The organism is Nocardia brasiliensis (assembly GCF_042691675.1).
In the GTDB taxonomy this organism is placed as follows: Bacteria; Actinomycetota; Actinomycetes; order Mycobacteriales; family Mycobacteriaceae; genus Nocardia; species Nocardia brasiliensis_D.
In genome coordinates this window covers 6,613,126-6,626,550 of the sequence record NZ_CP170507.1, presented here as the reverse complement: position 1 = coordinate 6,626,550, position 13,425 = coordinate 6,613,126, and the positions used below count along the sequence as shown (strand labels likewise).

The 13,425-nt window shown below is 66.8% G+C and carries 12 protein-coding genes and 1 pseudogene; 8 read left to right on the top strand and 5 right to left on the bottom strand.

Features of this window, described 5'->3' with window-relative positions; all coding sequences use genetic code 11:
* Position 1: 1 nt before the first annotated feature.
* Positions 2-1,255 carry an enterobactin transporter EntS gene (gene entS / locus ACFK0J_RS30520; protein ID WP_378733171.1) on the top strand — a complete coding sequence of 418 codons (1,254 nt, stop codon included), beginning with the start codon at positions 2-4 and terminating at the stop codon, positions 1,253-1,255.
* A gap of 18 nt (positions 1,256-1,273) precedes the next feature.
* On the opposite strand, the gene ACFK0J_RS30515 is transcribed toward entS, so the two are convergent.
* Positions 1,274-2,824: a (2,3-dihydroxybenzoyl)adenylate synthase gene (locus tag ACFK0J_RS30515; protein ID WP_378743150.1), complete on the bottom strand. Its 1,551-nt coding sequence runs from the start codon at positions 2,822-2,824 to the stop codon at positions 1,274-1,276.
* 161 nt (positions 2,825-2,985) lie between these two features.
* Between ACFK0J_RS30515 and ACFK0J_RS30510 the strand changes: the two genes are divergently transcribed.
* From ACFK0J_RS30510 to ACFK0J_RS30490, 5 genes are all read left to right on the top strand, one after another.
* The gene (locus ACFK0J_RS30510) at positions 2,986-3,795 is read left to right on the top strand and encodes an SDR family oxidoreductase (RefSeq protein WP_378733169.1); all 810 of its coding nucleotides are present in this window, start codon (positions 2,986-2,988) and stop codon (positions 3,793-3,795) included.
* A gap of 35 nt (positions 3,796-3,830) precedes the next feature.
* Positions 3,831-4,478, top strand: a complete 648-nt coding sequence (locus tag ACFK0J_RS30505) for an isochorismatase family protein (protein ID WP_378733167.1) — start codon at positions 3,831-3,833, stop codon at positions 4,476-4,478.
* A 31-nt stretch (positions 4,479-4,509) separates the two neighbouring features.
* A complete protein-coding gene (locus tag ACFK0J_RS30500; RefSeq protein ID WP_378733165.1) occupies positions 4,510-4,758 on the top strand; it encodes a phosphopantetheine-binding protein in 249 nt (82 codons plus the stop codon).
* Entirely contained in the window at positions 4,755-6,056 is a 1,302-nt protein-coding gene (locus ACFK0J_RS30495; RefSeq protein WP_378733163.1) for a lysine N(6)-hydroxylase/L-ornithine N(5)-oxygenase family protein, read from the top strand. The genes ACFK0J_RS30500 and ACFK0J_RS30495 overlap by 4 nt, the downstream gene beginning before the upstream one ends.
* Before the next feature lie 184 nt (positions 6,057-6,240).
* Positions 6,241-6,945 (top strand): hypothetical protein, encoded by a 705-nt coding sequence (locus ACFK0J_RS30490; RefSeq protein WP_378733161.1) that lies wholly within the window; start codon positions 6,241-6,243, stop codon positions 6,943-6,945.
* 120 nt (positions 6,946-7,065) lie between these two features.
* Here ACFK0J_RS30490 and ACFK0J_RS30485 read toward each other — a convergent pair whose 3' ends face one another.
* Positions 7,066-8,046, bottom strand: coding sequence for a LysR family transcriptional regulator (locus tag ACFK0J_RS30485; protein ID WP_378733159.1), 981 nt, complete (start codon positions 8,044-8,046; stop codon positions 7,066-7,068).
* An 891-nt stretch (positions 8,047-8,937) separates the two neighbouring features.
* Here ACFK0J_RS30485 and ACFK0J_RS30480 point away from each other — a divergent pair.
* Complete coding sequence (locus tag ACFK0J_RS30480; RefSeq protein ID WP_378733157.1) at positions 8,938-9,576, top strand: hypothetical protein; 639 nt, start codon at positions 8,938-8,940, stop codon at positions 9,574-9,576.
* A gap of 60 nt (positions 9,577-9,636) precedes the next feature.
* Positions 9,637-10,641, top strand: a complete 1,005-nt coding sequence (locus tag ACFK0J_RS30475; protein ID WP_378733155.1) for a CAP domain-containing protein — start codon at positions 9,637-9,639, stop codon at positions 10,639-10,641.
* A 114-nt stretch (positions 10,642-10,755) separates the two neighbouring features.
* Here the strand turns inward: ACFK0J_RS30475 and ACFK0J_RS30470 are convergent, their stop codons facing one another.
* The 3 genes and pseudogenes from ACFK0J_RS30470 to ACFK0J_RS30460 form a co-directional block, all read right to left on the bottom strand.
* Entirely contained in the window at positions 10,756-11,694 is a 939-nt protein-coding gene (locus ACFK0J_RS30470) for a lipase family alpha/beta hydrolase (protein ID WP_378733153.1), read from the bottom strand.
* A gap of 205 nt (positions 11,695-11,899) precedes the next feature.
* A pseudogene (locus ACFK0J_RS30465) lies at positions 11,900-12,236 on the bottom strand (thioesterase family protein); the annotation flags it as partial.
* Between the two features lie 6 nt (positions 12,237-12,242).
* Entirely contained in the window at positions 12,243-13,409 is a 1,167-nt protein-coding gene (locus ACFK0J_RS30460; RefSeq protein WP_378733151.1) for a GDSL-type esterase/lipase family protein, read from the bottom strand.
* Positions 13,410-13,425 lie beyond the last annotated feature (16 nt).

Below are 13,425 nucleotides of genomic sequence, written 5' to 3'. Positions count from 1 at the left end.
CGTGCTGCGCCGATTGGTCATCGATGTCTCACCGCTGCGGGACAGCCGTGCCTTCCGTTATGTCTTTGCGGCACGGCTGATCTCGCTGCTCGGCATCGGGTTGCTCATGGTGGCGCTGCCGGTGCAGGTCTACCAGCTCACCGGGTCGAGCTTGCATGTCGCGGGTGTGTCGGTGGTGACCGCGGTCGCGATGTTCGCGGGCAGCCTGTCCGGCGGGGTGCTTGCCGATCGGCACGATCGGCGACGCACCATTCAGCTGGCGCGTTCGCTCGCGGGGCTCGGCTTCGTGATCCTCGGTGTCAACGCGCTGCTCGATCATCCGATGCTGTCGGTGATCTATGGCGCGGCCGTGCTCGACGGCGTGGCGGGCGGGGTGAGCAGTTCGGCGTTGATGGCGCTCACCCCGGCGCTGGTCGGCCGGGACCGGCTGGCGGCGGCGGGTGCGCTGATGACCCTGACCACCGAGTTGGGCACCGTGGTCACACCCGGGCTGGCCGGTGTGATCATCGCCGCGGGCGGAGTGTCGGTGACCTACTTCGTCGCGGCGGGCGCTACCGCGTTGACGGTGACCCTGTTCCAGGAAGTCGGGGCCCATCCGCCCACCGGAACCGTGCACGAGCCCCCGTGGCGGGCGCTGTTGACGGGGCTGCGTTTCGCCGCCACCCACCAGGTGGTGCGCGGGACGCTGCTCGTCGGTATGGCGGTCATGCTGGTCAGCGGGCCGATGGTGTTGCTGCCCGCCTACGCCGACACGGTGCTCGGTACCGGGCCCGCGGTCCTGGGCCTGCTGTACGGCGCACCCGCTGCCGGCGCGCTGGTGGGTTTGTTCACCAGCGGCTGGACCGGACGGGTGCACCGCAACGGTCGGGCCCTGCTCGCCTCGGTGGCGCTGCTGCCGATCGCGTTGATCGTCGTCGGAGGTGGCGGCACAACGATTTTCGCCGTTCTCGGATTGGCCGGGTTCGGGCTGGGCCGGGCGGTGAACGACACCTTCCGCTTCGCCGTGTTACAGCAGCACACGCCCGATGACCTGCGTGGCAGGGTATCGAGTCTGTGGCTGGTGCAAGCGGTTTCGGGCACTGCCGTCGGGTCGCTGGTCGCCGGTGTGCTCGGCAACTACTTCGCGGCCGACACGGCGCTGCTCGTCTACGGCTGCGGTGCGGCGGTTCTCGGTGTGCTGCTGTGCGCCGCGCTGCGTCCGGTCTGGTCGGCCACCGCGATCGCCGACCAACCGGTCGGCGATCGCCGCGACTGACCGCGGGCGGCCGGTTCTTCAGGAATTGGCCGCTCGCGCACTCAGTTCGGCCCGCAGGCTGCGACGGCTGATCTTCCCGACGCCGGTCTCCGGGAAGCTGTCGACGACCTCGAGCAGATCGGGAATCTTCCAGGTCGCCACGCCGCGCTCGCGCACGAACTGGCGGATCTGCCCGAGCGCGGGAGGGGTGGCGGGGTCGGCGGCGAGCACGAACACGCAACTGCGCTCGCCCAGCCGCTCGTCCGGGACCGACACCACCACCGCGTCCCGAATCAACGGATGGTCCAACAGATGCGCCTCGATTTCCTCGGCGGAGATCTTCTCGCCGCCACGGTTGACGCGGTCGCCGAGCCTGCCCTTGACCACCAGGTTGCCGTCCGCGCGCAGGTTCACGACATCACCGGTGCGGTACCAGCCGTCCTCGGTGAACGACGACGCGTTGGCCTCGGGATTGCGGTAGTAGCCGCGAATCGTGTACGGCCCCTTGGTGATCAGAAGTCCGTCCGTGCCGGGCGGGACGGGATCGCCGTGCTCGTCGACCACGGCGACCTGATCGTGCTCGGACATCGGGCGGCCCTGGGTGCCGAGAATCACTTCCTCGGGATCGTCGAGCCGGGTGTAGCAGACCAGACCCTCGGCCATGCCGAACACCTGCTGCACGGTTACGCCGAGAGCGGGGCCGAGGCGGCGGGCCAGTTCGTCCGGACAGCGGGCGCCACCGACCAGCAGCACTCGCAAGCTCGAAATGTCATAGGCGGTACTGGCTTCCGCGCGCTCCACCCAGAGCCTGGCCAGCGGCGGCACCAGTCCGGTGATGGTCACCGAGAACCGCTGGATCGCGCTGAACGCGGTGGTGGGGGAGGGATCGATGGCCAACGCGACGGTGCCACCCGCCCACAGCGCGCCCAGGATTCCCGGCGAGCTCATCGGGAAGTTGTGCGCCACCGGCAAAGCCGCGAGGTAGACGCTGCTGCTGTCGAGGCGGCAGAGCTCGGCGCTGCGCCGCACGCTGTACAGGTAGTCGTCGTGCGTGCGCGGGATGAGCTTCGGAATTCCGGTGCTGCCACCGGAGAGCTGCAGGAACGCGATGTCGGAGGCGGCGACGGCAGGCAGATCGCGCGGCGCGGCCCGCAGGTCGTCGAGGGCATGCGTGCCGCCCGGCAGCGCGGGTCGCTTGTGGTCCGGGACGATGATCAGGTGCCGCAGGTCGGCGGCGTGGTCGCGCAGAATCGCGGCGAGGGTGGCGTGGTTGAAGGTCTGGTGGTGGTGGCAGGTCACCATCGCCACCGCACCACTGGCCTGCGCGATCGGGATCAGTTCGGACTGCCGGTGCGCGGGCAGGCAGAAGACCGGCAGCGCACCCGCGTAGAACAGTCCGAAGATCACCTCGACGAACTCGGCGATATTGGGCAGCTGGACCAGCACTCGATCGCCCGGCGCGATGCCGAGGCCGAGGAACCCGGACGCCAGCGACCTGGCGCGTTCGTCGAGCTCGGCGTAGGTCCAGCGGTTCCGGTCGTCGACCACGGCGATCGCGTCCGGCGTCGCGGTGGCGCGGGCGGTGAGCATGTCGCCGAAGGTCTCGCCGGTCCAGTACCCCAGCGCTCGGTAGGTTTCGACTTCCGCTGCGGGCCAAGGGGTTAGGTCGGATTGGGACGGCACTTTCGAACTCCTTCTTACCGAAACGGCTCCGGTTTACTTCTATGAAGAATTAAGGTTAGGCTAAGCATATGTTCAGGGAGAGTGATTTGGGTGGCGGTGTGATCATCACCGGAGCCGCCGGTGGCATCGGGCGGGCGGCGGCGGAGATCTTCGCCGCCAGGTCGGCCGTGCCGGTTGTGCTCTGGGATCACGATCCGTCGGTGCACCGCACCGCAACCGAGATCCACTCGACCCGCGTGGCGAGCGTCACACATGCCGAGCAGGTGGACGTGACCGATGCGGACTCCGTCGACCGGGCCTTCGCCGCCGCTGTCGAGCGTATCGGTCCGATCGAAGCCGTCGTGCACGCGGCGGGCGTTCTGGAAACGGGTGCGGTGGCGGAATTGACCGGCGCGCAATGGGATCGCTGCCTCGCCGTGAACGCGACCGGGACGATGAACGTCACCAGGCGCGCCGCCGCCGTGCTCGCCGCTCGCGGCGGGGGCTCGATCGTGGTCGTCACGTCGAATGCCGCCACCACCCCTCGGGTCGGCATGGCGGCCTACGGCGCGTCCAAGGCGGCTTCGAAGGCTTTCGCCATGGCTCTCGGGCTCGAGGTCGCCGCCAGCGGTGTCCGGGTGAACATGGTGTCGCCGGGTTCCACCGACACGGCCATGCTGCGCGGCATGTGGACCGACGATGCCGCCGAACTGCCCGAGGCGGCGCGGGATCGGGTCCTCGCGGGTGATCCCGAGAACTTCCGCCTCGGCATTCCGCTGCGCCGGGTGGCGCAGGCCGAGGACGTCGCCGAAGGCATCTACTTCTTGGCCTCCAGCCGGGCCCGCCACATCACCATGCACGACCTGCGCGTCGACGGCGGCGCGACATTCGACGCCTGACCGACCGCACCGACCCACCGAACAGGAGAAGACTGTTGGCCATCCCGCCGATAGCACCGTATTCGATTCCGGCGCGCGAAGACGTCGTCGCCAATCAGGTGCCATGGTCGCTGGATCCGTCGCGTTCCGCGCTGCTGATCCACGACATGCAGCGGTATTTCATCGACGCGTACCAGGCGGACCGCGATCCGATCGCGACCGTCACCGCGAACATCCGGCGCCTGCGCGAGCAGTGCAACGCAGCGGGTATACCGGTCATCTACACCATGCAGCCCGGCGATCAACATCCTTCGCGCCGGGGCATTCTCGCCGATTTCTGGGGCAGCGGGCTGAGTAACGGACCGGCCACCGAAGTCGTGACCGAACTCGCGCCGGGCCCGGCCGACATTCAGGTCACCAAGTGGCGCTACTCCGCCTTCCAGCGGACCGACCTGCGCGAGTTGCTGAATCACTACAACCGCGACCAACTCGTCATCACCGGGGTGTACGCCCACATGGGCTGCATGCTCAGCGCCGCGGACGCGTTCATGAACGACATCAAGCCGTTCGTCGTGCTGGACGCGACCGCCGACTTCGGGCGCGACGAACACGTGATGGCGATGAACTACGTCGCCCGCCGATGCGGCGCGGTAACGACGACCGACGCGCTGGAATACGCGCTGCGGCAATCGAATGCGGCCTGACGCGGGCCTGCGGAACACACGGAGGAGAACCATGAGTACGCCGGCTACGATCGGGCGCCAGGACGTGATCGCCGATGTCGCGGCCGCGTTGGGCGTGGCACCGCACGAGGTGCCGGAAGACGCGGATCTGACGGACGCGGGCCTGGATTCGGTGCGGCTGATGTCGCTGGTGGAGAAGTGGCGGTCCGGTGGCGCCGAGCAGGCGGATTTCGCGACCCTGGCCGCCGAGCCGGTGCTGAGCGTCTGGCTCGATGTCCTCGCACCCGCGGATCAGGCATGACGGTCGAATCCGCGGACGAGATCGTCGACATTGCCGGGATCGGTTTCGGACCATCGAATCTGGCGTTGGCGATCGCGCTCGAGGAGCACAACCACGACCTCGGTCCGGGCCAGCGGCTCACCGCCCGGTTCGTCGAGGCGAAAGAACGCTTCGAATGGCATCCCGGGATGCTGCTGCCCGGCGCGACGATGCAGATCTCGTTCCTCAAAGACCTTGTCACGCAGCGCAATGTCCGTAGCCGGTACAGCTTCTTGAACTATCTGAAGGAGCACGACCGGCTCACCGACTTCATCAATCTGCAGACCTTCCGTCCGACGCGCCTGGAGTTCCAGGACTACTTGCGGTGGGCCGCACGGACGGTGGACGTCCAGGTGGACTTCGGCACCACGGCGGTCTCGGTCGCCGCGACCGGTGACTGCTTCGAGATCCGGCTCAGCGGCCGCACCGACGGTGTGCTGCGGGCCCGGAATATCGTGGTGGCAGTGGGCCTTTCGGCACGCCTGCCGGACGGCGTCGAGGCGACCGAGCGGGTGTTCCACAGTCATCGGCTGCTGCCCCAGCTCGACGCGCTACCACGGTTGCGGCACAACAGGTTCGTGGTGATCGGGGCCGGGCAGAGCGCGGCCGAAGTGGTCGGGCACTTGCATCAGACGTATCGGGATTCCTGTGTGCACGCGGTTTTCGGCAAATACGGGCTCAGCCCCGCGGACGACAGTCCGTACGCGAACCGGGTTTTCGACCCTGCGGCGGTGGACGACTTCTACGCGGCTTCACCGGAGTTGCGCAAGCAGTTGATGAACTACCACCGCGGCACCAACTACTCCGCGGTGGAGCCCTCGCTGATCGAGCAGCTGTACGGGCACGAGTACGCCGAACGGGTGGCGGGCACCCGGCGACTGTTCATGCATGGCGCCTCGGCGGTCACCGGCATCGATGATTCCGCTGCCGGGGTGCGGGTCGACGTGACGCACGGCCCGACCGGGCTCACCGAGACGCTGGTCTGCGATGCGGTGGTGTGCGCCACCGGTTTCCGGCCGGGTGATGTGCGTGGCCTGCTCGGCGAAGTGGCCGGATCGGTGGCCTTCGACACCGCCGGACCGCAGGTGACGCGGGACTATCGGCTGGTGCCGACCGCGCCGCTGCCCGGCGACATCTACCTGCAGGGCGGCACCGAGCACACGCATGGGCTCTCGTCGTCGCTGCTGTCCAATATCGCGGTACGGACCGGTGAGATCGTCAGGTCCATCGCGCGGTCCGGCGCACGGGCCGATCGATCGAGCGAACGGGCGGGGAGGTAGCGCCACGCCGTATCCGTGAGCCGCCGACCGGCGGTGGTAGGTATCCCGGTGTCCGCCTTGGCCGCCGGGACGGTCCCGCATACCGGTAGCCGGCTCTCGATGCGGAAACGACGGTGTTGACAGGATTAGGTGTGGCTAACCTAAGCTCAGGCGTCCCGACCATACCCATGAAGGATTTCCAAGAATGCTGATGAGGAACTTTGCCGCGACGGCCACGCTGCTGATCGCCGCGCTCGGCGTCACCGCGGGCACCGCGATCGCCGAACCGGCCGCTGACGCGCCGATCAATTTCACCGCCCAGGCCACCGACACGCAGTCCATCGTTTCCATCGATGCCGGTTCCATCGTCGTCGAGGACGACGCGCTGAAGATCAAGGCCGCCGACGGCACCGTCGTCGCGGGTACCCCGTTGAAGTTCCGGGTCGACGACTTCGAATTCCCCATCGCCGCCGACATCGCGGGCCGCACCGCAACTTTGACGCCGCAGCTGGCGATGGACAAGGCCGTCTACAAGCCGGTCGCCCTGCCGTTCGAGGACAAGGCGCCGTGGAAGAGCGAGTACGACCGTGAGCAGGCCGCTTGGAGCCGGATGACCGGCACGATCAGCCTGGGTGCCAGCATCGCCACTCTGGTGGGTGGGCTCGGCGGCGCGGCGGTCGGCTGTGTGCTCGGTGGCGCGCTCGGCGGCTTGGTCGTCGGTGGCACCATCGTCGGCCTGTTCGGTCCGTTCGTCGGTGGCATCATCGCGGGCTGCCTCGGTGGCGCGGCGGCCATGGGCGCGCTCGGCACGATCGCGGGCCAGATCTTCATCACCGCGCCATTCGCGATCGGTGCGGCGATTCAGTACTTCACCACGATCAACCAGCCGTTCGTGCCGCCGGCCAAGTAATACCGGTGAACCGCTGAAGGTTCAGACCAAAAGTGCCGCAGGACCGAAAGTCTGGTCCTGCGGCACTTTTCGTTGTCCGGGTCGTGCCGGTGGGGCACCGGCACGACCGCGCGGCTGACCTCAGTTCGACAGCGGCTGTGCGGGTACAGGTTCGCGGCGCACCACTGCCGACTCCGGCCTGCGGGTTTCCAACAGGCCTGCGGCCCCGAACTTTCGGACGAGGTCGGAATCGGTGATCGCCTCGAGGAACTTCTCTACGTGCTGCGACTTGTCTCTGGCGTGCACGGTCAGTTCACGCCGGATCGGCCGGGGCAGTCGAATAATGGAGACGTGCCTGGACGATCCGTGCAGCGCCATTTTCGGCACCAAGGCGATTCCGACGCCGTGTTCCACCAGGCTCAGTGCGGTGGTCACGTCTGGCGCGCGGACCGTGAAACGGATATGCACCCCGGCCCGGCCCGCCTCCCGCGAAACGGCGTCGGTGAGATCGGAATTCGACCCGCAGCGAATCCACGGCGCCTCGACCAGTTGCTTCCACGAACCGTCGAAGCTGTTCCGGTGACTGTGATGGCAGACGACAACGAGTTCTTCCTCGCCGAAGCAGTGCACGACCTTCGAGGTGGACTGCTCGAGCGGTCCGACCGCGAGATCGAGCGCACCCTCGTCCAGCGTCGCGTACAACTCGCGGAGGTCGGTGAACGAGCGCACCTCGATGCTGTCGATATTGCGCTCGTGGCGCATTCGATAGATCAGCGGCGGCAGCAGTTTCTGGGCGATCGTCGGTGTTGTGCCGACGGTCATCACCCCGTCACCGAAGGTCTGGCCCATGGCCATCGCCTGCCGGGCGGAATCGACTACATCCGAGGCCTGGGCGAAGAACTCCCGGCCGAACTTCGTGAGCCGCGACCGCCGCGACCGTGGATCGAACAGCTTGCGGCCGAGTGAACTCTCCAGCGCGTCGATCTGCTGCGACATCGCGGACGGGGTTATTCCGAACCTCCTTGCCGCAGCCGACAGCGAACCCAGTTGCACCGAGTTCACGAAGTAATCGAACTGTCGCAGCGTGATTGTATTAGCGGTAAGCAAGGGGTAATCAGACATCGGCAACCTTCGTATCGAGCCGTCGGCTCATTCGCCGCACCTTCGGTCCATCACTGAAAATTAAGTGAGCATTCCGTCGCCGAGTCGTAGCAAGTGTCGGTCGACATCGACCGGCAAGCACATCACATTCTTTCGTTTACTGTGCGTTCATCCGCGAATTGATGTTGGCGAGTGCCGGAAAGGTCTGCCTTCGAGATGTAACGCCGATTGGTGTGCAAGCAGTATCTACTGCGGCGATCGCTACGTCAAACGTTACGTCACGCTAAACCTGCCTGTGGTCTGTATCACTTTGTAGCTTCAACTGAATCACTTGCGCACACCTGTTACCTGGGGGGATCGCTGTTCGGTGGCCGGTGGGTGGTGTCCTTCCTGCGTACTCGAAGGAACCCGGCGCGCAACCATTTTGACCACAAAGGGCCTTGGTATGGTGCTAATTCAAGGAAAGCTGAAGCGATGTAAGTTCGGCTAACAACCGGGGCTGATCGGACAATTCCGACATGGGCTTCGCATTCACGATAATTCACCGAGAAATCGGGTAGGCAGTGAGCTGCAACGACAATGTGATCTCGCGGTGATCGGCGGTTACCTCGGTTGTGTGATCTGGCTGTGATCGCATGTCCGAAGTGTCTCTTAATCGGATCTTGATTCGATGTAAGAAGGCCCGGCCTTGCTTGTTCGCCGCTCCGGCGAGTTCTACGCTCCGAAACGGAAGCCGGCAGCCCGTGACGCCGCGTACTTGACCGCAGAGCGGCGGTCGAACGGCTCCGACCAGCAAGTTCGAATCCGGTCGTACCAAGCGGTGGGCTGTCGGCTTCGCCATCGATCATTTTCGAAGGAAGGCGTCTCATGGGGAAGCACAGCGCACCACGAAATAATGTCGTCCCTGCGCGCGTGGCAGTGCTGTCGACGGCCACGCTGATCAGCCTGGCGGTGTCCGCCAATGCCGGTGCGGGACAGGCCATCGCGAACAAGACCAACGCGACGGTCAGCGACGACGTGTGGGTGGCGCCGCCGAAGCAGGTGGCGGCGACCGCGGTGGTGCCCGCCTCCTACCAGCACCCCAGCCGTCCGGACGGGGTGACTCCCACGCCCGCCAAGCGACCGTCGCCGCGCACCGATCGACCGGCCGCCAAGCCGGGTGGCACCGGCAAGCACGGTAAGCCGGGCAACACCGCCAAGCCGGATAAGGGCGACGCGGATCTGCTCGACGCGGGCAGTTCGATCCTGAACACCGGTAGCTCCGCTCTCGAAGCGCTGGCGAAGGGCGGCGGCAGCGGAAGCTCGGCGCTCACCGGCAGTGCGGGCGAGCTCGCTTCCGGCAGTGCGGCGCTGGCCGGTCCGCTCGAGACCGTGCTGAAGGCACTGGCCAAGGAGGTCGGCCCAGTACTGGCGCAGGGTTTGGTCCAGCTGCTCACGGGCGGCAACGGCAGCCCGAGCCCGAAGGCCCCGAGCCCGAAGGCGCGGCACGCCACGGTCGCGCCCGCCGAGGACAACGAGTGGAGTCCGCTCTCGCTCGGTCCCAGCAACTGATATCCGGCCAGCTGAGCATTACGATTCTCGAAGGAAATTGTGCGTTTTTCTCCTGCAACAATGTTGACCTTTTCCACCGCGGTCGGCGTATCGGCTTTCGCGCTGTGCGCCGTTGCCGGAGCACCCGCGGCCCAGGCCGCGCCATCCGGCCAATCCGCCGCCGACGCGGTGGTCAGCCTCACCAATAACGAACGCGCCAAGGCCGGCTGTCCCGCCTTGAAAGCCGACCCTCAGCTCACCGAAGCCGCGCAGGCCCACACGGAGGATATGGCCGCGGGCGGCTTCTTGGATCACAACTCGTCGAAAGGCGATCCGGGTGATCGGATCCGCGCGGCGGGCTATCGGGCGCAGACCTGGGCGGAGAATATCGCCGAGGGACAAAGAAGTCCGTCCGAGGTAGTCGATGCGTGGATGAACAGCTCGGGTCACCGTGCCAACATCCTGAACTGTGGACTCCGCGACATCGGCGTCGGCTACGCCAAGAGCGGCAATGGCACGCCTTACTGGACACAGGATTTCGGTACGTCCAATCGGAAGGGCGACGCCGACAAGCCCGGCGGCGGTAAGCCTTCCGATGATGGGGCCGGTAAGCCCAAGCCCGGTAAGCCTTCGGATGGCGGCGGCGACAAGCCTTCGGGCGACGGATCGCCCGCGGACCCTTGGGGTGACGGCTCCGATGGCGCTCCGGACAATGGGGACAATTCGCCGTGGGATCCATGGGGTGACGGCTCCGATTCACCTTCGGACAATGGCGGCGATTCGTGGGATCCCTGGGGCGAGGGCTCGGATAACGGTGACTCGTCTTGGGACCCGTGGGGTGACAACACCGATTCAGCTCCCGGCGGCGGGGGCAACTGGTGGGATCCCTGGGGTGCTTCGTCGTGGGATCCGTGGGGCACCGCCGACTCGGGCAACGGAGCTGACTCGTCCTGGGATCCGTGGAGTAATGGGTTCGATTCGCCGTCGAACAATGGGGGTGATTCGTCTTGGGATCCGTGGAGCAACGGCTTCGACGCGCCGGTGAACGATTTCTTCCGCCAGCTGGTCGGTCAGGGCCGCTGGTAGCACGCGGCTAGGCGCTACTGCCCGCGAGCCGAGCGTTCTCGGAAGCCTCGAGACCAGAGCGGCGCCGCCGGACTCGACGACGAGTCCGGCGGCGCCTTTGTCGCGCTGTGGCGGTCAGCTGTTCGGTGGAGTACTCGTGCAAGTGGGGTGTGCGGTGTCGCTCGGGTCCAGTGCGTTGAGCACGAGCTGGGCGACCACTTTGTCATAGGGCAGCAGCAGGTGGTCGGTCAGATCGCCGGGGCAGTAGTCCTGGACGACATGGTTGGCGACGTCCGGACCTTCCAGCAGCCCACTGGAGTAGGGCACCACGAATTCATCGTGGGTGGTGACGATATTGGTGTAGGCGATGCCGGGAACTGCCGCGCCACCGGCGGTGAGCTTGCGGAGGAATTCCGAGCCGGTCTGGATCTGCAAGCAGGCGGCGCAGACCGGGTCCACCACGGCGCTGAGCACCGGCGTCAGCCGCGTTCTGGCGGCAAGCGCCGTGAAGAGGGCCCCGAACCCGAGGGAGCTGGTGCCGTTCCAGCCCGGCCCGATCGAGACGAGTCGGCCGATCTTGTTGGCCCCGCCGAGGAACTTGGCGTAGTAGTCGGCAACCAGGCTGCCTTCCGAGTGCGCGACGATGTCGACGTTGTGCGCCCCGGTCGCCGATCGCACCTTGATGATGAAATCACGCAACTGCTGCGCGCTCTGCTCGATCGGCAGCAGGCCGCCGAGCACGCCGAGCGGCGGGGGCATCCCCGGGATCGCACCGTAAGTCAGGGCGAATACGCAGTAGCCGTTGTTCGCCAGCAGCGGGGCGAGCGCGCCCCAGTCCAACCGCACGGTCTCCGGCCCGCCGTGTACCAGCACGATGGGATCGGGATGGCGCGCACTGGGTTTGCACGCCCAATCGTTCGCGCCGGTCGGCGGCGCGCCGGGATGCTCCGCCTCTCGTTGTACCGCATCGTTGAACAGGTACGAGACCGGGTAGCGAGCACCCGGCGTACCGCTCGGCTCGGCCGCGACGGTCGGCGAAGCAAGGACGCCGGCAGCGATCGCGGCAATGGTCATGCAGGCAATGGGGGTTGGACGCATAACTTCACCCCTTTCTCGCCACGAGTCCAGACCCCCGAGCTGTCCGGCGAGTGACCGCAACAGAACAGTCCGGTTGACACCTTGTTGTCTTTGTCACCGCCCATTCGGTCAGCTTCAATTGATCAAGCGCCACAGCACATTCGAGAGCTTTCGAACGGCCGAACCCTCGTCGCCCGCGCGGTCAGCCTTTGAAGTACACCAACTGGTGGCTCGTCGCGAGCAGCGCTCCGTCGTGTCCCCAGAGGTGCGCCGATTGGTCGAAGAACCCGTGGCCGAATCGGTGGGACCGGGCGGTGGCGAGCACCGGACGATCGGATTGGTCTGCGAGCAGGTCGTTGTCCGCGTGGAAGTACACCGTGAGCGACACGGTGGTTGCGGGCCCACGCGATGAACTCCGGAAAGTGTTCGGGCGCGACAGTTTCGGCCGGTGGAACGATGGGCGCCGCGGCTTCGGTGCCTGCCCAGGTTTCGCGGCGGGTCCCGAATACGGCCGTCGCGGTCGTCGAGACAGCGCCGTCAGCTGCTCAGCCAGCTACGGCGGCGAACACGCCATCGTCACCGAAGACCGACTCGCCGAAGCGTTCTCCGATGCGGCGGTGGGTGGCGGTGTCCGGGTGGAGCTGGTCGGGCAGGGGCAGCTCGACGAAGTCCGGTTCACCGTAGAGCGAACGGCCGTCGAGATAGTGCAGGTTCGCGTCGTCGGCCGCGCGCTGCTTGGTGAGGCGGGCGAGTTCGTCGCGGATGATGTTCAGGGTCAGCCGCCCGGCTGCCCGATCCGCCGGGTCGCCGAGCGCACGGAAACTCACGCGCTTGCCGTCGAATTCGAGGGCGCCGGGGCCCGGGGTGTCCTCGTGGATGGGGCAGAGGATGGGGGAGACGACCAGCAGCGGCGTGCTCGGGTGACCCTCGCGGATGGTGTCGAGGAAGCCGTGCACCGCCGGGATGAAGGCACGCAATCGCATCAGGTCGGTGTTGACCAGGTTGATGCCGATCTTGAGGCTGATCAGGTCCGCGGGGGTGTCCCGGATGGTGCGCGCGACGAACGGATCGAGCAGGCAGTTGCCGCGCAGACTCAAGTTGATCAGGTCGACCCCGCCCCGGGCGGCGGCCAGCGCGGGCCAGGTCGCGGTCGGCCGGTCGGCGTTGGCGCCGTGGCTGATCGAACTGCCGTGGTGCAGCCACACCGGGCGGCCGCGGTCCGCGGTCACCTCGACCGGTGCGTCGGTACGCAGCGCGACCAATTCGGTGATCTCCGTGTGCGGCAACCAGATTTCGACATCCTTCGAGTCGGCGGACAGCCCGGTGAACCGGATGGTGCCCGCCGAACCGGGCTCGGTGACGGTGGATTGGGTGGCCATGTCGGTGATGTGCCGGGTGCCGCCCGGCACGCTGGCGCGACCGGCGGGCTCACCGTTCACGAGCAACTCGTACACGCCGTTCGGGGGCGGCGGCGCGCCTTGATAGACGATCCTGGTGGGCAGTGCGTCCAGCTCGATGGCGGTCGCCTCGGTCCGGAAAGCCAACCGCACGCCGGTGGGTTGGGCCTCGACCATCGCCAGATAGTTGTCGGGGAACTGCTTGCGCGCCCACGCGGGCAGCCGGTGTGGCAGCACGCCGTGCGCGGTGTGTTCCAGATCGAGCGCGCCACGCAGGATGGGGGATGCGATCGGGGTGGTGATCCAGTCTGTCATGGTGGGGTTCCTTACG